The sequence below is a fragment of the Inquilinus limosus DSM 16000 genome (assembly GCF_000423185.1).
GTDB lineage: Bacteria > Pseudomonadota > Alphaproteobacteria > DSM-16000 > Inquilinaceae > Inquilinus > Inquilinus limosus.
In genome coordinates this window covers 138118-158502 of sequence record NZ_AUHM01000001.1, presented here as the reverse complement: position 1 = coordinate 158502, position 20385 = coordinate 138118, and the positions used below count along the sequence as shown (strand labels likewise).

Genomic DNA, 20385 nt, shown 5'->3' with positions numbered 1-20385 from the left:
CGACCTAGAACGGACGTGATGGCCGCCACCGACTCCGCTTCTCCAACGCCGTCCCTCGGCTCGGTCCTCCTAGCCGTGGCGCCGCTGCTGCTCAGCGCCGCGATCATGATCATGGGCAACGGTCTGTTCGGCACGCTGGTCGCGGTGCGCATGGATCTCGACGGCTTCGACGTCGGCACCATTGGGCTGGTCCTGGCCTTCTATTCCGCCGGCTTCGCCCTCGGCACCCTGATCTGCCCCCGGATCGTGCTGCTGGTCGGCCACATCCGCACCTTCGCCGCCTTCGCCGCGATCGCCTCGGCGACATCGCTCGTCCACGCGCTGTGGGTCGACCCGGTGGTGTGGGCGGCGCTGCGCCTGATCGCCGGCATCAGCATGGCGGTGCTGTTCACGATCATCGAAAGCTGGCTGAACGCCCGGGCGGTGAACGCGGTGCGCGGCCGGGTGATGTCGTCCTACATGGCGGTGAACTACACCGCCTTCGGCCTGTCGCAGCCCTGGCTGACGGCGATGGACCCGGCCGGCTTCGCCCTGTTCTCGGTGGTGGCGATGCTGGTGTCGCTGTCCCTGGTGCCGCTGTCGCTGACCCCGGTGGAGACGCCGCCGGTGATCAAGGTCCAGCGCTTCGGCCTGCGCCGGCTGACCGCGATCTCGCCGCTCGGCGTCGCTGGCTGCTTCTCGGTCGGGCTGATCAGCGCCGCCTTCTCCGGCATGGGGCCGGTCTATGCCCGCACCGTCGACCCCTCGGCGGAATGGGTGGCCGGCTTCATGATGACGGCGATCTTCGCCGGATTCCTGCTGCAATACCCGGTGGGCCGGCTGTCCGACCGGTTCGATCGCCGCCAGGTGATCCTCAGCATCGCCCTCGCCCTCGCCGTGGTCAGTGCCGCCCTGGCGATCCTCGGCGGCCTGTCGCTCACCCTGCTGCTGGTGCTGCTCGCGGCCTTCGGCGGCCTGTCCTACGCCATCTATCCGCTCAGCCTCAGCCACGCCAACGACTTCATGACGCCGGAGCAGCTGGTGCCGGCAGCGGCCGGCCTGCTGCTGTGCTACGGCACCGGCGCCGTTCTCGGCCCGATCGCGGCGTCCCGGGTCATGGGCCTGTTCGGCCCGGCCGGCCTGTTCGCCTGGACCGGCGCGGTCGCGGCGGTGCTGGCCCTGTTCACGATCTACCGGATGACCCGGCGGGTGGCGAAGCCGAACGAGGAGCAGGGCAGCTTCGTCGCCGTGCCGACCACCACGCCGGTCGCCGTCGAGCTCGACCCGCGCGCGCCGGACGAGACGCCACCGACCATGCGCGACGCCGCCTAGGGGACCCGCCATGCCGCTCACCCGCCGCCGTCTCCTTTCCAGGGTCCTCCCCGCCGCCGGGCTGGCTGCGGCGGGGTTCGGGGGGGCGGGGGCGGCGCGGGCGCAGGACCCGGTCTTCTTCCGGATCGGCACCGGCACCACCGGCGGCACCTATTTCCCGATCGGCGGCATCCTCGCCGGCGCCATCTCCGGCCCGCCCGGCCTGCCGCCCTGCGGCAGCGCCGGCGGCAGCTGCGGCGTCTCCGGCCTGATCGCGGTGGCCCAGGCCAGCGCCGGCTCGATCGACAACATCCGCCGGATCCGCGACGGCGAGTTCGATTCCGGCCTGGCCCAGGCCGACGTGGCCTTCGCCGCCTATACCGGCGAGGGGCCCTTCGCCGGGCAGCCGCCGGTGACCGGCCTGCGCGCCATCGCCTATCTCTTCTCCGAATTCGTCCACATCGTGGTGCCGGCCGACAGCCCGGTGCGGTCGGTGGCGGACCTCAAGGGCAAGCGCGTCTCGGTCGGCGCCGAAGGGTCCGGCACGATCTACGACATCCGCCTGATCCTGGCCGCCTACGGCCTCAAGCAGACGGATGTGACCGAGGTCTACGAACGGCCGGAGCCGTCCGCCGACCTCCTGGCGGAGGGCGGGCTCGACGCCATGGTGATGACCGGCGGCCCGCCGCTCGGGGTGATCGCCGACCTGGCCCGGCGGCGGCCGGTCCGGCTGCTGCCGATCGAGGGGCCGGAGGCCGAGGCGCTGGTCGCCAAGGTGCCGTTCTTCACCCAGGAGCCGATTCCCGCGGGCAGCTACGAGGGCAGCGCCGCCGCGGTACCGACTCTGTCGGTCGGAGCGATCTGGCTGGTCGCGGACCGGATCGCCGAGGCCACGGTGTACGAGATCACCCGGGCGCTGTGGCAGAAGACGACGCTGGAGCTGCTGGCGGGGGGCCATCCGCGCGGCAAGGAGGTCGCGCTCGAAGGCGCCACCCGTGGCCTGGGCGTGCCGCTGCATCCGGGCGCCGCCCGCTACTATGCCGAGCACGCGATGCTGAGCCTGCCGGCCAGGGCCACGCCCTGACGGGCGGCGCGCCGGGCGTGCGGTCGCTTCCGCGCCGGAGACGGCTTCGGTTCGCCGATTGAAAAGATCCGGCCGACCCCTTACAACGGGTGATGCATCAGGAGTTGGGCATTGCCCGACGCCAACCTGCTTCCCCGAGCAAGGTGGCGCTCCCGCAAGGGAGGATGTGGTCGAACCGACAACCAAACGGGTCCTTCCACACTCGGTCCTGCCCCGCGACACGTGGAACAGACCGAAGCCAAATGCCGATCAAGATCCCGAACGACCTGCCCGCCCGCTCCGTCCTCGAAGCGGAAGGCGTCATGGTGATGCTCGAGGCCGATGCGGTGCGCCAGGACATCCGGCCGATGCGGATCGGCCTGCTGAACCTGATGCCGAACAAGGTCAAGACCGAGACCCAGTTCGCCCGGCTGCTCGGCGCCTCGCCGCTGCAGGTCGAGCTGACGCTGGTCAAGATGACCCGCCACGTCCCGCGCAACACGCCCAGCGACCACATCCTGTCCTTCTACCGCGACTGGGAGGACGTCCGGACCGAGAAGTTCGACGGCTTCATCGTCACCGGCGCGCCGGTGGAGACGATGCCGTTCGAGCAGGTGACCTACTGGGACGAGCTGCGCCGGATCTTCGACTGGACGCAGACCAACGTCCATGGCTGCTTCAACATCTGCTGGGGCGCCCAGGCGGCCGTGCACCATTTCCACGGCGTGCCCAAGCATGCGCTGCCCCAGAAGAAGTTCGGCGTCTACCGGCACCGCATCGTCGAACCGGCCTCGCCCTATCTGCGCGGCTTCTCGGACGATTTCACCATCCCGGTGTCGCGCTGGACCGAGACGCGGCGCGAGGACATCCCGCCGGAAAGCGGCATGAAGGTGCTGATGGAGTCGGACGAGGCCGGGCTGTGCCTGCTGGAGGATCCGGGCCGGCGGTCGCTCCACATGTTCAACCATGTCGAATACGACACCGACACGCTCGGCGACGAGTATTTCCGGGACGTCGCGGCCGGCAAGCCGATCGCCCTGCCGCACGACTACTTCCCGGGGAACGACCCCGAGCGCAAGCCCCAGAACCGGTGGCGCAGCCACGCGCATCTGCTGTTCGGCAACTGGATCAACCAGCTCTACCAGACCACGCCGTTCGACGTCGGCGATATCGGCAGGGGCTGAGGCCGGGCCGACCGGCGGTTTGCAGCGTCGCCTCTGATCGTCATTGCGAGGAGGCGAAGCCGACGAAGCAATCCAGGGCCGATGCGAGCGGCCCCTGGATTGCTTCGCTACGCTCGCAATGACGGTTGCGAAGGCGATTGGAGGGGCGACATATCAGAACGTCAGCACCCAGGGCTCGGCCATCCCCGCCTCGACCCAGCGCCGCATCGCCGGCAGGCCCAGGATCGCGTCGGCATAGGCCCGGCAGGCCGGGTCGAGCGGCACCCGGTAGCGGTCGAGGCGCAGCACCACCGGCGCATACATGCAGTCGGCCGCGCCGAAGGCGCCGAACAGGAACGGGCCTTCGGCGCCGGCGGCCTCGCGGCACTGCCGCCAGATCGCGGCGACGCGGGCGATGTCGGCCTCGGCGGCATCGCCGCGGGTCTTGCCGGGGTCAGGCGGCGCCAGGTCCATCGGCAGCTCGTTGCGCAGGGCCGCGAAGCCGCTGTGCATCTCCGCCGAGATCGACCGCGCCAGCGCCCGGCGTGCCGGGTCTTGCGGCCACAGGGCCAGTTCCGGGAAGCGCTCGGCCAGGTGTTCGAGGATCGCCAGGCTGTCCCAGACCGTCGTCCCGCCGTCGATCAGGGTCGGCACCTTGCCGCTCGGCGAATGGCGCAGGATCGCCTCCTTCGACCCCTCGCGGTACAGCGGGATCAGGATCTCCTCGAACGGGACGCCGTGATGCGCCAGGGCCAGCCAGGGCCGCAGCGACCAGGAGGAGTAGCGCTTGTTGCCGATGACGAGGCGCAGGTCGGGCATGGCGGTCCGCTCCGGCTGAGGGGTTGGCAAGGGAAACGGGCTGGAGCATGGTGTGCCGCCCCGAGTTTCCGAACGCAAGAAGGCCTGCGCCGTGCTGCCGAATCTGGTCGATGCCGCCGAGGGAGAGACCGTCTCTCTGATTCCCCTCACCAAGGCGACTCTGGAGGGCTGGCGCGCCGCCGCGACGCCGGCGCACCGCGCCTGGGCCGAGGCGCACGGCTTCGGCGCTGAATCGGGCCGCACCCTGGCGCTGCCGGTCGAGGGCGGCCGGGTCGACGCGATCCTGGTCGGACTCGATTCCGCGGCCGATCCCTGGGCCTTCGCCGAGCTGCCGACCTCCCTGCCGGCCGGCACCTACGCGCTGGATGATTCGGCCGAAGCCGCGACCGCGACCGCCGCCGCCTTCGGCTGGGCGCTCGGCGGCTATCATTTCGGCCGCTACAAGGGGCCGGAACGCGTCTCGGCCAGGCTGGTCTGGCCGAAGGCGGCCGACCGCCCGGCGGTCGAGCGCGCGGCCAGCGCCACCACCCTGGTGCGCGACCTGGTCAACACCCCGGCCAACGACCTCGGCCCGGCCGAGCTGGCCGCCGCGGCCGAGGCGCTGGCCAAGGAGTTCGGCGCCCAGTTCAGCGTCACCGTCGGCGACGACCTCCTGACCCGCAACTATCCCCTGATCCACGCCGTCGGCCGCGCCTCCAGCCGGGCGCCGCGGCTGATCGACATCACCTGGGGCGACCCGTCGGCGCCGAAGGTGACGCTGGTCGGCAAGGGCGTGTGCTTCGATTCGGGCGGCCTCGACCTGAAGGACGCCGGCAACATGCTGCTCATGAAGAAGGACATGGGCGGCGCCGCGCATGCCCTCGGCGTGGCGCGAATGGTGATGATGGCGCAGCTGCCGGTGCGGCTGCGCGTGCTGGTGCCCGCAGTCGAGAACGCGGTGTCCGGCGACGCCTTCCGGCCGATGGACGTCTATCGCAGCCGCAAGGGGCTGACGGTCGAGATCGGCAACACCGACGCCGAGGGGCGCCTGGTGCTGTGCGACGCGCTGGAGGAGGCGTCGTCGGAGAAGCCCGAGATCATCGTCGACTTCGCCACCCTGACCGGCGCCGCGCGGGTCGCGCTCGGCACCGACCTGCCGGCGATGTTCTCGAACGACGACGCCACCGCCGACGCGCTGGCCGCGGCGTCGCGCCGGGTCGACGATCCGCTGTGGCGCCTGCCGCTGTGGCAGCCCTACAACCGGCTGCTGAAATCCGGCATCGCCGACGTCAACAACGCGCCCGACACGCGCTTCGGCGGCGCCATCACCGCGGCACTGTTCCTGGAGCGCTTCGTGGCCCCGGGCGTGCCCTGGGTGCATATCGACCTCTATGCCTGGAACGGCAGCGACCGCCCGGGCCGGCCGAAGGGTGGCGAGGCGATGACGATGCGGGCCGTCTACGCCCTGCTGGAGGAGCGTTTTGGAGGCCGGCGCTGATCCGATCGATCGTCCCGTCGCTGCCGAGGGAGAGGACGGCATGACCGTCGCGCTGACCTCGCACCAGGCGCTGGAGCTGTGGCGCCATGCCCTGACCGCGGCGGTCCGGCGCGAGGCGCCGGACCTGTCGTCGCGGCAGATCGCGCTGCTGCTCACCATCTATCTGACGCCGGCGCCGCACACGGTGCGCGGCCTGTCCTCGACCCTGCACATCTCCAAGCCCGCGGTGACCCGCGCGCTCGACCGGCTGGGCGAGCTGGGCCTGACCCGGCGCACCGTCGACCCGGCGGACCGGCGCAACGTGCTGATCGAGCGGACCGAGGCCGGCCAGGCCTATCTCGACGGCTTCGCCGATCTGGTGCGGCAGGCGGCCAGCATGATCAGCGCGGTGGCATGAGCACGCCCGACCGCAACCTGGTGCCCTGGCGGCCGGACCTGGCGGCCGAGAGCCTGCGCGGCATCCATGCGGCGGAGCGCTACGCCGCCGGCACGCTGCATCAGGCGATCCGCGGCATCGTGCCGATGCGCTCGGCGCCCGACGCCGCGCTCGGCCAGGCGACCGAGATGCTCTACGGCGAGACCATCACGGTCTATGAGGTGAAGGACGGCTGGGCCTGGGGCCAGCTGACCGCCGACGGCTATATCGGCTATGTCGAGGCGGCGGCGCTGACCGACCGGATCGCCGCGCCGACGCATCGGATCCGGGCCTTCCGCGCCTTCCTCTATCCCGCGCCGGACTTCAAGCGCCCGCCGATCCGCGCCCTCAGCTTCCGCAGCCCGGTCGAGGTGGTGGAGACGGTGAAGGGCTATGCCCGGATCCGCGAGGCCGGCGAGCCGGGCGGGTGGCTGCCGGAGGTGGCGCTGGGCCCGCTCGACGCGGTCGAGCCGGACGTGGTGGCGACGGCGCAGCGCTTCCTCGGCGTGCCCTATCTCTGGGGCGGCCGCTCCAGCCTCGGCATCGACTGCTCCGGCCTGGCCCAGCTCGCCTGCGCCGCGGCCGGCATCGCCATCGAGCGCGACACCTACCGCCAGGTGCAGACCGCCGGGACGCTGGTGGGATCGGATGAGAGCGCCGGGCTGCGGCGCGGCGACTTGGTCTATTTCCCCGGCCATGTCGGGCTGATGGTCGACGGCGAGACCCTGATCCACGCCAATGCCCGGGCCATGGCCGTTTCGCTCGACCCGGTGCGCGAGGTCGCCGCCCGCGTCGCGGTGGAGGAGGGCAGGGGCATCGTCGCGGTGCGGCGGTTCGGGTAGCTGGCCGGGGCGTCACCGCCGCTCCGCCGCCTCCGCGATCGTCGTCCGCACCAGCTGGCGCAGCCAGCGGTGGCCGGCATCCTTGTCGAAGCGCGGATGCCAGGCCTGGGTGATGGTGACCGCAGGCACCGTCACCGGCAACTCGAAGACCCTGACCGCCAGCCCCAGCGCCGCGGCGCGCGCGACGACGGCGAGCGGCAGCGCCGCGACGAGGTCGGAGGAGGCGGCGGTGAACAGGGCGGCGTAGAAGCTCGGCATCACCAGCGTCACCCGGCGCGAGAGGCCGAGCCGCTCCAGCGCGTCGTCGATCAGCCCGCGGGCGCGTCCGCGCCGCGACGCGCTGATATGGGGCGCGGCGGCGAAGCGCTCGGCCGTCATCTCGCCCCGCAGCAGCGGATGGCCCTCCCGCACCACCCCGACGAACCGGTCCTGCAGCAGGGTCTGGACACGGATCTCGGGCCCGGTCTCGCCCAGCACGCCGATGTCGAGGTCGATGCGGCCTTCGCGCAGCGCGTTGACGTCCTCCCGGCCCTGGTCGGCGAAGCGCAGGGTGACGCCGGGCGCCTGCCGCGCCGCGGCCGCGGCCAGCCCGGCCGCGAACACGCCGGCGGCGTAGTCGCTGGCCCGGATGGTGAAGCTCCGCTCCAGCATCGACGGGTCGGCGGCGCCCTCCGGCCGCAGCAGCGTCTGCGCATCCTCCACCACCGCCCGCACCCGGCCCTGCAGCTCGATCGCCCGCGGCGTCGGCACCAGCCGGCGGCCGGCGCGCACCAGCACGGGGTCGCCGATCGCGTGGCGGATGCGGGCCAGCGTCCGGCTCATCGCCGGCGCGCTCAAATTCATCCGGCGGGCGGCACCGGCGACGCTGCCTTCGGCCAGCAGCGCATCGAGCGCGACCAGCAGGTTCAGATCCATGGAGTGCATCAGGCGCAACTATAAAGTCAGATGATTGCACTGGAAAGCATATCTCCGCGAGGCCAGCTTCGGCCCGACCCGTTGAACAGGAGATCCGCCATGTCCTCCTCCACCGCTTCGCCTGACGCTGCCGCCGCCCCGTCCGGTGTGGCCCTGCAGCTGCTGCCCTTCGCCCTGATCATCTTCCTCGGCTACGGCACCATCGGCCTGCCGCTGGCGGCGCTGCCGGTCCACGTCCATGAGACGCTGGGCCAGGGCCCGCTCGCGGTGGCCCTGGCCGTGGCGCTGCAGCCGGCGGTCACGCTGCTGAGCCGGCCCTGGGCCGGCGGGCTGTGCGACCGGCACGGCGGCAAGATCGCGGTGCTGGTCGGCGTGGCCGGCGCCGCCTTGTCCGGGCTGCTCTACGCCGGCGCGGCGCTGGCGGCCGATCCGCGGATCGGCCTCGCGCTGCTGCTGCTCGGCCGGGCCGCGGCCGGCCTGGGCGAGGGGCTGATGATGACGGGCGGGCTGGCCTGGAGCATCGCCGCGGTCGGCGGGCCGCGGGCCGGGCGGGCCATGGTCTGGGTCGGCATCGCGATGTACGGCGCCGTCGCCGCGGGCGGCCCGGCCGGACTGTCACTGCGCGGCTGGGGCGGCTTCGGCGCGGTGGCCGGCGCCGTCGTCGCCGCGGCGGTGCTGGCCGCGCTGGTCGCGATGCCGCTGCCGGCGGTGCGCGGGACGGGCGGGGGGCGCCTGCCCTTCCTGCGGGTGGTGGGGATGATCTGGTGGCAGGGCGCCGGGCTGGCCCTGGCCTCGGTCGGCTTCGGCGCGATCTCCGCGTTTATCGCCCTGGACTTCCAGGCGGAGGGATGGGGCGGCGCCGGCTTCGCCCTCAGCGCCTTCGGCGGCGCCTACATCCTGGCGCGGCTGCTGTTCGGGCATTTCCCCGACCGGTTCGGCGGCGCCCGGGTCGCCGCCGGGTCCCTGGCCGTCCAGGTCCTGGGCCTGCTGCTGCTGTGGGCGGCCGCGGTGCCGCAGGTGGCCCTGGCCGGTGCCTTCCTGACCGGGGCGGGCTTCTCGCTGGTCTTCCCCTCCTTCGGGGTCGAGGCGGTGAAGCGCGTGCCGGCGGCCAGCCGCGGCGCCGCGCTGGGGGCCTATGTCGCCTTCTTCGACGTCGGGCTGGCCGCCACCGGGCCGATGATCGGGCTGGTCGTGGCGCGGTTCGGTTATTCCGCCGCCTTCGCCGCCGGGGCGCTCTGCGCCGCGCTCGCCCTGCTGTCGACGCTGCGCCGGGCGACGTCGTGACCGGCCGGGGGTCAGTACCCCCGTGACCGGTCGACCACGTCCTCCATCGGCTCGCCGCGCTCGAAGCGGGCGATCTGCTCGGCGAGGCGCAGCGTCGCGTATGCCGCGTTGTTGTTGGCGGCGACGTGCGGGGTCAGCATCACCTTCGGATGGGTCCAGAACGGGTGGTTCGGCGGCAGCGGCTCGGTCCGGAACACGTCCAGCACGGCGCCGGCGAGATGGCCGGAATCGAGCGCCGCGATCAGGTCGGCGTCGACCAGGTGATGGCCGCGGCCGGCATTGACCACCCAGGCGCCGCGCGGCAGGGCGGCGAACAGCTTCCGGTCCAGGATGTCCTCGGTCTCCGCCGTCAACGGCAGCAGGCAGACCAGGATCTCGGACCGGGCCAGGAAGGCGTCGAGCTGCGCCGCCCCGGCGAAGCCCTCCACCCCCTCGACCGCCTTCGGCGTGCGGCTCCAGCCGACGATCCGGAAGTTCAGCGCCTTCAGCGCCCGGGCCGCGGCGCCGCCCAGAGTGCCGAGGCCGAGAATGCCGACGGTGACGTCGCGGGCCAGCCGCTGGTCGTGCTGCCGCCACAGCCCGGCCGCCTGCTGGGCGCGGTAGGTCCGGGCCTGGCGGTGGATCGCCAGCACCTGCTCCGCCACATATTCGATCATCCCCTCGGTGAGGCTGAGATCGACCATCCGCACCAGCGGCACATCGGCCGGCAGGGTCGGGTCGCGCAGCATGGCGTCGATGCCGGCGCCGAGGGAGTAGATCACCTTGAGGTTCGGCAGCCCGGCCAGCATCCCGGCCGGCGGCTTCCAGACGATGGCGTAGTCGATCTCGGCCGGATCGCCGATCTCGGGCCAGACCCGGACCTCCAGCGCCGGCATCGCCGCGCGCAGCGCCGGCAGCCACTGGGCGGGATCGTCGGTGGCCGAGGCGAAGACGGCGACGGGCATGGCGCGCTCCGGGGCTTGCAATTCGAGATCGGCCCAGCGCATGCCCGATCCCGCACGATCCGGCAAGATCTTCTGATTACAAAAAACATATGTTGAGACACTTATATTTGCGCAACAAAATTGTATATGGAGAAGAATTTATCTCCGCTGATGACAAGCGGCCGGTGAAGGCCTATCTCATCCGGAAGGTCATCGTTGCCGGGTGGAGCTCCCCGCCGCCCGGCCCGGCAAAGGGGAAGAGGCCATGCCCGACACTGTCCTGGCGCGGAAGGCCGATGCCGCCGGTCCGTATGCATTCGACAAGGGCGCCGAGGTCTTCGCGCTGATGCGCGATTCCGCTGCGATCCTGGCGCGGCAGGAGCCGATCCTGGCCCCGGTCGTCGAACGCATCGTGCTGGGCGCCGCCGATTTCAGCGATGCGCTCGCCCGCCTGCTGGCCACCAAGCTGGAATGCGACACCGCCTGCCATGACCGGCTGCTGGCGCTGGCGACCGAGGCGATGCGCGCCGACCCGGCGATCGCCGCCCACGCCGTGCTCGACCTCGACGCCATCAAGGACCGCGACCCGGCGGCGCGCAACCACCTGACGCCGTTCCTGTTCTTCAAGGGCTTCCACGCGCTGCAATGGTACCGGGTGGGCCACTGGCTGCTCGGCCAGGGCCGCCACGCCCTCGCCAGCTTCCTGCAGAGCCGGGTGTCGGAGAGCATGGGGGTCGACATCCATCCCGCCGCCCGCATCGGCTGGGGGCTGCTGATCGACCACGGCACCGGCGTCGTCATCGGCGAGACCGCGGTGGTCGGCAACGACGTCTCGATCCTGCACGGCGTCACCCTGGGCGGCACCGGCAAGGAAAGCGGCGACCGCCACCCGAAGGTGCGCGACGGGGTGCTGATCGGCGCCGGCGCCAAGATCCTCGGCAATATCGAGATCGGCGAGGGCGCCAAGATCGGCGCCGGCAGCGTGGTGCTGGCCCCGGTGCCGCCGCACCGGACCGCAGTGGGCGTCCCCGCCCGCATCGTCGGCTCGTGTACGGAGCCACTGCCCGCCCTGACCATGGATCACACGATCCCGGTGCCCCCCGGCATCGACTTCGTGATCTGACCGCCTTGGGTTAGGCTCCCCTTCTCGCGCGCCGCGGGGGAGGGGGAGCCGCCATGACCGACAGTTTCGATCTCGACGCCTATCTCCGCCGCATCGGCCATGACGGCCCGGTCGCGCCGGATCTCGCGACCCTGCAGGCGCTGGTCTTCCGTCACGCCTGCACCATCCCCTTCGAGAATCTCGACCCGTTCCTGGGCCGGCCGCCGCTGCTCGACCCGGCCGCGCTGCAGCGCAAGCTGGTGGCTGGCGGCCGTGGCGGCTACTGCTTCGAGCAGAACCTGCTGCTGCGCCAGGCGCTGCTCGCCATCGGCTTCCGCGTCGCCGGCCATGCCGCCCGGGTGCTGTGGGGGCAGGCGGAGGACCAGATCACCCCGCGCGGCCATATGCTGCTGCGGGTCGATCTCGACGACGGGGCCCGGATCGTCGATGTCGGTTTCGGCGGCCAGACCTTGACCGGCGTGCTGCGCCTCGAGCCCGGGATCGAGCAGCCGACGCCACATGAACCCTTCCGGCTGGTGCCGGTCGACCGCGACCTCAAGCTGCAGGCGAAGACCGGCGGGGAATGGCGGACGCTGTACCGCTTCGACCAGCAGGAGCAGTGGCCGGTCGATTACGAGGCGGCCAACTGGTACCTCGCCACCCATCCGACCTCGCATTTCGTCACCGGGCTGATCGCCGCCCGGCCGGAGGAGGGCCGCCGCCATGCCCTGCGCAACACCGAATACGCGGTGCATCGCCTCGATGGCGGCACCGAGCGGCGCACGCTGCGGGATGCGGCGGAGGTGAGGGCGGTGCTGGCGGAGGTGTTCGGCCTGACCCTGCCGGATGGGCTCGAACAGGCTCTGGCGCGGCTGTTTACGCCCCCGTGACCCAGTCGAACAGCAGCTTGACGTTGAGCACGATGATCACCGCCGACACCGCCCAGGCGGTCCATTTCAGCCAGGCCGGGTTGGCGAAGGCGCCCATCTTGGCGCGGTCGCTGGTGAAGGCGACCAGCGGCACCACCGCGAAGGGCAGCTGCAGGCTCAGCACCACCTGGCTCAGCACCAGCAGCTGGGCGGTGCCGCTCTCGCCGTAGAGCGCGGTCACGATCACCGTCGGCACGATGGCGATGGCGCGGGTGATCAGCCGCCGCAGCCAGGGCTTCAGCCGGATCGACAGGAAACCCTCCATCACGATCTGCCCGGCCAGGGTCGCGGTCAGGGTTGAGTTCTGGCCGGAGGCCAGCAGCGCCACCGCGAACAGGGTGCTGGCGATGCCGACGCCCAGCACCGGCGCCAGCAGCTGATAGGCGTCCTGGATCTCGGCCACCTCGGTCCGGCCGGTGGTGTGGAAGGCGGCGGCGGCCAGGATCAGGATCGCGGCATTGATGAACAGGGCGAACATCAAGGCCACGGTCGAATCGATGGTGGCGTAGCGGATCGCCTCGCGCTTTCCGGTCTCGCCGCGGTCATAGGCCCGGGTCTGCACGATCGAGGAGTGCAGGTACAGATTGTGCGGCATCACCGTCGCCCCGATGATGCCGATGGCGATGTACAGCATCTCCGGATTGGCGACGATCTCGGGCGAGGGCAGGAAGCCGCGGGCGATTTCGGCGATCGCCGGCTGGGCCAGGATCAGCTCGACCAGGAAGCAGCCGGCGATGATCACCATCAGGCCGACGATGAAAGCCTCCAAGTGCCGGAAGCCGCGGTTCTGCAGGTACAGCACCACCATGACGTCGAGCGCGGTCAGCACGACGCCCCACAAGAGCGGGATGCCGAACAGCAGCTGCAGCGCGATCGCGGTGCCGATCACCTCGGCCAGGTCGCAGGCGATGATCGCGATCTCGCACAGCAGCCACAGGGCCACGGCGACCGGCCGCGAATAGTGGTCGCGGCAGGCCTGGGCCAGGTCGCGCCCGGTGACGATGCCCAGCTTGGCGGCCAGCGCCTGCAGCAGGATCGCCATCACATTCGACAACAGGATGACCGACAGCAGCGTGTAGCCGAAGGCCGAGCCGCCGGCCAGGTCGGTCGCCCAGTTGCCCGGGTCCATGTAGCCGACGGCGACGAGATAGCCGGGGCCGACGAAGGCGAACAGCTTGCGCAACCAGCCCACGCCCCGCGGCACGGCGATGCTGCGGTGGACCTCGGGCAGGCTCGGGGCGGCCGGTTCGGTGCGCCAGCCGGATCCGGCGGCACTGCCCTGGGGGGCAATCTCCTGGGCGGCGATGTCGCTTCTCATCATGCGCACTTTTTCCCTCTCCGCTGCCGCGCAGCGGCCGAAGCTTCCTGCTCGATCGATCTCCCCACTCCGCATAATGTAGCCATGGCTAAATTCTTGGCAAGCGTCATCACCTTGTCATTTTCAGTTCCGCCGCTATGATGCGCCGCAACCGCGCCGGCCCCCGGGACCGCAGCACCACGACCGCAGCACCGCGGTCCCGATTCAGCAATGGAGCCGGAGGGGTTTCGGCTCCGAAGGACAGACGAGATGACCGAACAGGATCGCCCCACCGACACCGGGCTCCAGGCGGCGGGTTTCAGCCGGGTGCGCCAGGCCCGGCAGACCGAGACGGCGGAAGACTATGTCGAGATGATCGCCGAGCTGATCGACAGCCAGGGCGAGGCGCGGATCGTCGAGCTGGCGGAGCGGTTCGGCGTGGCCCACGCCACGGTGAACAAGACCATCGCCCGGCTGCAGCGCGAGGGGCTGGTGAGCGCCCGGCCCTACCGTTCGATCTTCCTGACCGATGCCGGGCGGGAGATGGCCGATGCCTGCCGTCGGCGCCACCGCATCGTGGTCGAGTTCCTGAAGTCGATCGGGGTCAGCGCCGAGGCGGCCGAGATCGACGCCGAGGGCATCGAGCACCATGTCAGCGCCGAGACCCTGGCCGCCTTCGAGCGGCTGGTCACGATGAAGGCGTGAGGGCCTAAGCCGCCTTCCGCGCCTCGACATACTCGGCCGACTGCATCTCCATCAGCCGGCTCTCGGTGCGGGCGAATTCCAGCGCCTGGCTCTCGCCGGCATAGAGCTGGGTGACCGGCACCTCGGCCGCGATCACCACCCGGCGGCGGGCTTCGTACAGGCTGTCGATCAGCACGATGAAGCGCTTCATTTCGTGGCGCTTGGCCTCGGTGAAGCGCGGCACGCCATCGATGATCACGGTGTGGAAGGCCTCGGCCAGGGTGAGGTAGTCGGCGGCGCCGAGCGGCCGGGCGCACAGCGCGTCGAAGTCGCACCAGGCCACGCCCTTGGCCGCGCGGGGCACCTCGAGCTTGCGGTTGCCGGGGACGGACAAGGTGACGGGCGCGCCCTCGGCGCCGTCGGTCAGGTCGGCGAACAGCCCGGCCAGCGCCTTGTGCGCCATGGCGCCGAGCGGCGAGTGGTAGACCGGCCGGCCGCGCAGCCGGTCCAGGCGGTAGTCCCGGCCGCCGTCCAGCTCCGCCACCTCCAGCTTCTTCTTGATCATGGCGATGAAGGGCAGGAAGCGGTCGCGCTGCAGCCCGTCCCTGTACAGGTCGTCCGGTGCCCAGTTCGAAGTGGCGACCACGATCACGCCCAGGCCGAACAGCGCCTGGAACAGCCGGCCCAGGATCATGGCGTCGGCGATGTCGACGACGTGGAACTCGTCGAAGCACAGCAGCCACGCCTCGGCGGCGATGCGGCGGGCCAGGGGCGGGATCGGGTCGGCGTTCTCGCCTTCGGCCGCCGCGCCCGACTGGCGCCATTCATGGATGCGCTGATGCACCTCCAGCATGAAGGCGTTGAAATGCACGCGGCGCTTCTTCGGCACCGGCGTGGTGTCGAAGAACAGGTCCATCAGCATCGACTTGCCGCGCCCGACGCCGCCCCAGAAGTAGAGGCCGCGCGGCGGGTCGATCGCCGGCTGCTTCTTCCGGCCGAAGCCGAGACGGGAGAGCAGGCTGTTGCCGTTGGCCTCGGGATCGGGCGGCGTATAGCTGCGGAGCTGCCGGTGCAGCCGCTGCAGCTTCTCGACCGCCGCGGCCTGGGCGGGGTCGGGCCGCAGCACGCCCTCGGCGATCCGGCGGCGATAGCGGGCAAGCGGCTCGTCGTCTTGCGCTGCAACATCAGGCATGGCGAGCGTGCTTAACCCAAGCCCCGGCGAAACGCCAGACCGGGCGGCGCATCCCTGGCCTGCCGCAGCGGCGCGTCAGGCCGCGCGCAGATCCAGCTGCACCCGGCGCTCGATCAGGGCAAAGCCGGCGCGCTCATAGACCCTGCAGGCGGCCGGATTGGCGTCGTTGGTCGCCAGCAGCGCCGTCGTCACGCCCTCTGCCCGCAGCGCCGCCAGCAGGCCGGCCAGGACCCGCCCGGCCAGCCCTTCGCCGCGGCGGGCGGGGGCGACCAGGAAGTTGCCGATCATCACCCGGCCGCCGGCGCGGGCGATGGCGCCACCGGCGGCGACCGGCCGGCCCTCCTCGACGATGGCGACGAAGGGCAGATCCAGCATCCAGGCGGAGAACACCGTCGCCGGATAATGCGCGGCGTAGAATCGGCGCAGCGGCTCGAGATCCGCCGGTCCCATCCGCCGGCAGGCGGGATCGGGCTCCGAAACGTCGGCGAGCGGCCGGGCGTAGAAGCGCAGCCCGTCCTCCAGCGCCAGCCTGTCGCGGCAGGCGGGGCGCAGGCGGTCCGCCTGCTCGGGCGTCAGATGCAGCTCCAGCGGCCGCGGATCGGATATCAGGGACAGGAGGGCGTCGTCGCCGACGGCGCCGACCGGGGTGTAGATCGACAGCCCGTCGAAATCGATGCCCAGGATGACGCCCTCAGGCTCCAGCCGCACCGCCCGGCTGCGGTCGCCCGCGGCCGCGGCGTCGAGCGCCGCGTCCCAGTAGAGCGCGAAGACCGGATGCCCGGCCACCAGCGCGCCGACCCGCGCCCGCTCGTCGCGGGGCAGGTCGGCCACGGGCCGGAAGGCGGTCACACCACCCGGATGTTCTTGAACTGCCAGGGGTCCTCGGGGTCGATGTCCTCGGGGAACAGCTTCCCGCGGCCCTCGAGCGGGGTCCAGTCGGTGAAGGCGCCGGCCAGCTCGCCGAGATAGGGGGCGGCCACCGCCAGCACCCGCTCGTGGTCCATGTCCTCGGGCTCGATCAGGCCGCGATCCGGGTTCTCGATCGCCCAGACCAGGCCGGCCAGCACCGCCGAGGTCACCTGCAGGCTGGTGGCGTTGTTGTGCGGCGCCAGCTCGCGCGCCTCGCCGATGGTCAGGCGCGAGCCGTACCAATAGGCGCCCTTGGCATGGCCGGCCAGCAGCACGCCCAGCTCGTCCATGCCCTCGGTGATCTCGTCCATCATCAGCCGCTTGTTCGGCTGCAGCTCATAGTTGCGGCCGGCGAATTCGTGCACCGACAGCACCGCGTCGTCGGACGGGTGGTAGGCGTAGTGCACGGTCGGCCGGTACTCCGGCTGGGCGCCCGAGCCGACGGTCAGGTAGTCGGCCAGCGAGATCGCCTCGTTGTGGGTGATCAGGAAGCCGTGGATCGGCCCGGCCAGCGGCGTCCAGGTCCGCACCCGGGTCGCGGCGCCGGGGCGGGCCAGCCAGATCGCCGCCTGCGAGCCCGCGACGTGCCGGTTGCCGTCGGCCGGGAAGTGCCGCTCATGGCTGCCCCAGCCCAGCTCGGCCGGCTGGCAGCCCTCGCCGACGAAGCCGTCGATCGACCAGGTGTTGACGAACTCGCCCGGCTTCTTCGGGAAGCGGGCCACCTGGGTGTCGCGCTCGGCGATGTGGATGACCTTGACCCCCAGCGTCTTCGCCAGGCCGGCCCAGCCGGCGCGGTCGGCCGGTACCGGCGGCTCGAAGCCGGTCGCGGCGGCGATGTCCAGCAGCGCGCGCTTGACGAAATGCGAGACCAGGCCGGGATTGGCGCCGTGGGTCAGCACCGCGGTCGGCGCGCCGGGGCTGCGGCCGAGCGCCAGCGCCGCCTCGCGCAGCGCGTAGTTGGAGCGGTCGGCCGGGCCGAGATTCGGATCGGTGTAGCCGCCGAGCCAGGGCTCGATGCAGGTGTCGAGGTAGAGCGCCCCGCGCTCCCGCGCCAGCTTGATCAGTTCGACCGAGGAGACGTCGACCGAGAGGTTGACCAGGGCGTCGCCCGGGCCGAGCAGCGGTTCGAGCAGTGTCCGGAAGTTGCTGCGGGTCACCGGTTCCAGGATGAAGCGGACGCCGTAGAGCTCCGCCTCCTTCTGGCCTCTCGTCTCCGCCGTCACGATGGTGACGCGGTCGGAGGTCAGGGTCAGGTGCCGCAGCAGCAGCGGCAGCACGCCCTGGCCGATGGAGCCGAAGCCGACCATGAGAATGCGGCCGGCAAAGGGTGTGCGCGCGGGTTTTGCCATTTACAGGGACACTCCTCGAGTGTGTTGCGTGCAGGATCGCTCCGTGAGGTGGGCAAGCCTTCGTCAGGCTGCGCGGTTGATATGAAAAAAGCGCCGGGGTCACCAGCGCTTTTTTGTGACGGTTTTCGGCGGGGCCGAGCGGGCCGGCCGGTCAGCCGGCGCGCTCCAGCATCAGCTTCTTGATCTCGCCGATCGCCTTGGCCGGGTTCAGCCCCTTCGGGCAGGTCTTGGTGCAGTTCATGATGGTGTGGCAGCGGTAGAGGCGGAACGGGTCCTCCAGCGCGTCCAGCCGCTCGCCGGTCATCTCGTCCCGGCTGTCGGCGATCCAGCGATAGGCCTGCAGCAGCACCGCCGGCCCCAGATACTTGTCGCCGTTCCACCAGTAGCTCGGGCAGCTCGTGGTGCAGCAGAAGCACAGGATGCACTCGTAGAGGCCGTCCAGCTTCTCGCGCTCCTCCGGGCTCTGCCGGCGCTCGCGGTCGGGCGGCGGCGGGCTCTCGGCCTGCAGCCAGGGCTTGATCGACGCGTATTGCGCGTAGATGTGGGTCAGCTCCGGCACCAGGTCCTTCACCACCGGCATGTGCGGCAGCGGGTAGATCTTCACCTCGCCCTGCACCTCCTCGATCGGCTTGAGGCAGGCCAGCGTGTTGGTGCCGTCGATGTTCATCGCGCAGGACCCGCAGATGCCCTCGCGGCAGGAGCGCCGGAAGGTCAGGGTCGAGTCGATGTCGTTCTTGATGTGGATCAGCGCGTCCAGGACCATCGGCCCGCAGCGCGCGAGGTCGATCTCATAGGTGTCGAGACGCGGGTTCTCGCCGGTGTCGGGATCCCAGCGATAGATCTTGAAGGTCCGCGGCTTCTTGACCTCGCCCGTGACGCGAACGGTCTTGCCGGGCTGGACCTTGGAATTGCGGGGCAGGGTGAATTCGGCCATGTCGTCCTCAGTACACCCGCGCCTTCGGCGGGAAGCTCTGGACTTCGTTGGTCATCGGCTGGAGATGGACCGGACGGTAGTCGATGCGGGTCTTGCCGGCCTCGTCGATCCAGATGACGCTGTGCTTCATCCAGTTGACGTCGTCGCGCTCGGTGAAGTCCTCGCGGGCATGAGCGCCGCGGCTCTCCTCGCGGTTGACCGCCGACCGGATCGTGGTCACGGCGTTGATCATCAGATTCTCGAGCTCCAGCGTCTCCACCAGGTCCGAGTTCCAGATCAGCGACTTGTCGGCGACGCCCAGGCCCTTCTGCTTGTCCCAGGTGACGTCCATCTTCTCGCAGCCCTCGGCCAGCGTCTTGCCGGTGCGGAAGACGGCGGCGTCGTTCTGCATCGTGCGCTGCATCTCCAGCCGCAGGTCGGCGGTGCGGATCTCCTGCTTGGCGTGGCGCAGCCGGTCGAGCCGGTCGAGCGCGAACTGGCCGGCATCGGCCGGCGCGGGCTTGTGCGGCTGGCCGGGCTTGATGATCTCGGCGCAGCGGATCGCGGCGGCGCGGCCGAAGACCACGAGGTCGAGCAGCGAGTTCGAGCCCAGCCGGTTGGCGCCGTGCACCGAGACGCAGGCCGCCTCGCCGATCGCCATCAGCCCAGGCACCACGCGGTTCGGGTCGTCCGCGGTCGGGTTGACCACCTCGCAATGCACGTTGGTCGGCACGCCGCCCATGTTGTAGTGCACCGTCGGCAGGACCGGGATCGGCTCCTTGGTCACGTCGACGCCGGCGAAGATCTTGGCGCTTTCGGCGATGCCGGGCAGGCGCTGGTGGATGATGTCGGCGTCGAGATGCTCGACATGCAGATGGATGTGATCCTTGTTCGGGCCGACGCCGCGGCCCTCGCGGATCTCGATCGTCATCGACCGGCTGACCACGTCGCGCGAGGCCAGGTCCTTGGCCGAGGGGGCATAGCGCTCCATGAAGCGCTCGCCTTCGCTGTTGGTCAGGTACCCGCCCTCGCCGCGCACGCCTTCGGTGATCAGGCAGCCGGCGCCGTAGATGCCGGTCGGGTGGAACTGCACGAACTCCATATCCTGCAGCGGCAGGCCGGCGCGCGCCACCATGCCGCCGCCGTCGCCGGTGCAGGTGTGGGCCGAGGTGCAGGAGAAGTAGGCGCGGCCGTAGCCGCCGGTCGCCAGCACCGTCTGATGGCCGAAGAAGCGGTGGATCGTGCCGTCGTCCAGGTTCCAGGCGACGACGCCGCGGCAGGCGCCTTCCTCGTCCATGATCAGGTCGATGGCGAAGTACTCGACGAAGAACTCCGCCTCGTGCTTCAGCGCCTGTTGGTACAGGGTGTGCAGCATGGCGTGGCCGGTGCGGTCGGCCGCGGCGCAGGTGCGGTAGGCGCGGCCCTTGCCGTATTCGGTGGTCATGCCGCCGAAGGCGCGCTGGTAGATCTTGCCCTCGGCTGTGCGGCTGAAGGGCATGCCGTAATGCTCGAGCTCGATGATCGCCGGGATCGCCTCGCGGCACATGTACTCGATCGCGTCCTGGTCGCCGAGCCAGTCGGAGCCCTTGACGGTGTCGTACATGTGCCAGCGCCAGTCGTCCGGCCCCATGTTGCCCAGCGCGGCGGAGACGCCGCCCTGGGCCGCGACGGTATGGCTGCGGGTCGGGAAGACCTTGGTGATGCAGGCGGTCTTCAGCCGCTTCTCGGCCATGCCGAAGGTGGCGCGCAGGCCCGCGCCGCCGCCGCCCACCACGACGACGTCGTAGTAGTGATCGATGAACGTATAAGAGGCTGGCAT

Annotated in this window: 19 protein-coding genes and 1 riboswitch; of the genes, 10 read left to right on the top strand and 9 right to left on the bottom strand. The window is 71.0% G+C overall.

All coding sequences use genetic code 11. The features are described from left to right. Nucleotides 1–18 precede the first annotated feature (18 nt). The 3 genes from G537_RS35765 (at nt 19) to metA (ending at nt 3537) form a co-directional block, all read left to right on the top strand. Nucleotides 19–1311, top strand: a complete 1293-nt coding sequence (locus tag G537_RS35765; protein ID WP_064742051.1) for an MFS transporter — start codon at nt 19–21, stop codon at nt 1309–1311. 10 nt (nt 1312–1321) lie between these two features. Continuing rightward, a complete protein-coding gene (locus G537_RS35760) occupies nt 1322–2374 on the top strand; it encodes a TAXI family TRAP transporter solute-binding subunit (protein ID WP_034850316.1) in 1053 nt (350 codons plus the stop codon). Nucleotides 2375–2463: 89 nt separating this feature from the next. Next, nucleotides 2464–2570, top strand: a riboswitch (SAM-I-IV-variant riboswitch). Between the two features lie 46 nt (nt 2571–2616). Beyond that, the gene (gene metA, locus G537_RS0100810; RefSeq protein ID WP_026868499.1) at nt 2617–3537 is read left to right on the top strand and encodes a homoserine O-acetyltransferase MetA; all 921 of its coding nucleotides are present in this window, start codon (nt 2617–2619) and stop codon (nt 3535–3537) included. Between the two features lie 153 nt (nt 3538–3690). Here metA and G537_RS0100805 read toward each other — a convergent pair whose 3' ends face one another. Further along, nucleotides 3691–4335, bottom strand: a complete 645-nt coding sequence (locus tag G537_RS0100805) for a glutathione S-transferase family protein (protein WP_026868498.1) — start codon at nt 4333–4335, stop codon at nt 3691–3693. A 91-nt stretch (nt 4336–4426) separates the two neighbouring features. Here G537_RS0100805 and G537_RS0100800 point away from each other — a divergent pair, with 91 nt between their 5' ends. Genes G537_RS0100800 through G537_RS0100790 form a run of 3 tightly spaced genes read left to right on the top strand, consistent with a single transcriptional unit; the run spans nt 4427 to nt 7069 of the window. Further along, nucleotides 4427–5812: a leucyl aminopeptidase family protein gene (locus G537_RS0100800; protein WP_026868497.1), complete on the top strand. Its 1386-nt coding sequence runs from the start codon at nt 4427–4429 to the stop codon at nt 5810–5812. 40 nt (nt 5813–5852) lie between these two features. Then, nucleotides 5853–6209 (top strand): MarR family winged helix-turn-helix transcriptional regulator, encoded by a 357-nt coding sequence (locus tag G537_RS0100795; RefSeq protein WP_026868496.1) that lies wholly within the window; start codon nt 5853–5855, stop codon nt 6207–6209. Beyond that, on the top strand, nt 6206–7069 hold the full coding sequence (locus G537_RS0100790; protein WP_026868495.1) for a C40 family peptidase: 864 nt from the start codon (nt 6206–6208) through the stop codon (nt 7067–7069). The genes G537_RS0100795 and G537_RS0100790 overlap by 4 nt, the downstream gene beginning before the upstream one ends. Before the next feature lie 12 nt (nt 7070–7081). On the opposite strand, the gene G537_RS0100785 is transcribed toward G537_RS0100790, so the two are convergent. Continuing rightward, nucleotides 7082–7984 carry a LysR family transcriptional regulator gene (locus tag G537_RS0100785; RefSeq protein ID WP_342665184.1) on the bottom strand — a complete coding sequence of 301 codons (903 nt, stop codon included), beginning with the start codon at nt 7982–7984 and terminating at the stop codon, nt 7082–7084. A 99-nt stretch (nt 7985–8083) separates the two neighbouring features. Between G537_RS0100785 and G537_RS35755 the strand changes: the two genes are divergently transcribed. Beyond that, nucleotides 8084–9268 (top strand): MFS transporter, encoded by a 1185-nt coding sequence (locus G537_RS35755; RefSeq protein ID WP_034850314.1) that lies wholly within the window; start codon nt 8084–8086, stop codon nt 9266–9268. An 11-nt stretch (nt 9269–9279) separates the two neighbouring features. Here the strand turns inward: G537_RS35755 and G537_RS0100775 are convergent, their stop codons facing one another. Beyond that, nucleotides 9280–10212: a 2-hydroxyacid dehydrogenase gene (locus G537_RS0100775; protein ID WP_026868493.1), complete on the bottom strand. Its 933-nt coding sequence runs from the start codon at nt 10210–10212 to the stop codon at nt 9280–9282. Between the two features lie 244 nt (nt 10213–10456). Between G537_RS0100775 and cysE the strand changes: the two genes are divergently transcribed. Together cysE and G537_RS0100765 are read left to right on the top strand one after the other, a co-directional pair. Continuing rightward, nucleotides 10457–11314: a serine O-acetyltransferase gene (cysE, locus tag G537_RS0100770; RefSeq protein ID WP_051247606.1), complete on the top strand. Its 858-nt coding sequence runs from the start codon at nt 10457–10459 to the stop codon at nt 11312–11314. Between the two features lie 53 nt (nt 11315–11367). Next, nucleotides 11368–12183: an arylamine N-acetyltransferase family protein gene (locus G537_RS0100765; RefSeq protein WP_026868491.1), complete on the top strand. Its 816-nt coding sequence runs from the start codon at nt 11368–11370 to the stop codon at nt 12181–12183. Here the strand turns inward: G537_RS0100765 and G537_RS0100760 are convergent. Next, nucleotides 12170–13543 (bottom strand): Nramp family divalent metal transporter, encoded by a 1374-nt coding sequence (locus G537_RS0100760; RefSeq protein ID WP_051247604.1) that lies wholly within the window; start codon nt 13541–13543, stop codon nt 12170–12172. The two genes, G537_RS0100765 and G537_RS0100760, sit on opposite strands and share 14 nt — an antisense overlap. A 246-nt stretch (nt 13544–13789) precedes the next feature. On the opposite strand from G537_RS0100760, the gene mntR reads away from it, so the two are divergent. Continuing rightward, on the top strand, nt 13790–14224 hold the full coding sequence (mntR, locus tag G537_RS0100755; RefSeq protein WP_026868489.1) for a manganese-binding transcriptional regulator MntR: 435 nt from the start codon (nt 13790–13792) through the stop codon (nt 14222–14224). Nucleotides 14225–14228: 4 nt separating this feature from the next. Here mntR and zapE read toward each other — a convergent pair whose 3' ends face one another. From zapE to sdhA, 5 genes are all read right to left on the bottom strand, one after another. Next, complete coding sequence (zapE, locus tag G537_RS0100750) at nt 14229–15395, bottom strand: cell division protein ZapE (RefSeq protein ID WP_026868488.1); 1167 nt, start codon at nt 15393–15395, stop codon at nt 14229–14231. A 75-nt stretch (nt 15396–15470) separates the two neighbouring features. Beyond that, nucleotides 15471–16244 (bottom strand): GNAT family N-acetyltransferase, encoded by a 774-nt coding sequence (locus tag G537_RS41775; protein ID WP_051247602.1) that lies wholly within the window; start codon nt 16242–16244, stop codon nt 15471–15473. Further along, nucleotides 16241–17653: a homospermidine synthase gene (locus G537_RS0100740; protein ID WP_026868487.1), complete on the bottom strand. Its 1413-nt coding sequence runs from the start codon at nt 17651–17653 to the stop codon at nt 16241–16243. Before G537_RS0100740 ends, G537_RS41775 begins: the two co-directional genes overlap by 4 nt. A 151-nt stretch (nt 17654–17804) precedes the next feature. Then, nucleotides 17805–18587, bottom strand: a complete 783-nt coding sequence (locus G537_RS0100735) for a succinate dehydrogenase iron-sulfur subunit (protein ID WP_026868486.1) — start codon at nt 18585–18587, stop codon at nt 17805–17807. Nucleotides 18588–18594: 7 nt separating this feature from the next. Then, on the bottom strand, nt 18595–20385 hold the full coding sequence (sdhA, locus tag G537_RS0100730) for a succinate dehydrogenase flavoprotein subunit (RefSeq protein WP_026868485.1): 1791 nt from the start codon (nt 20383–20385) through the stop codon (nt 18595–18597).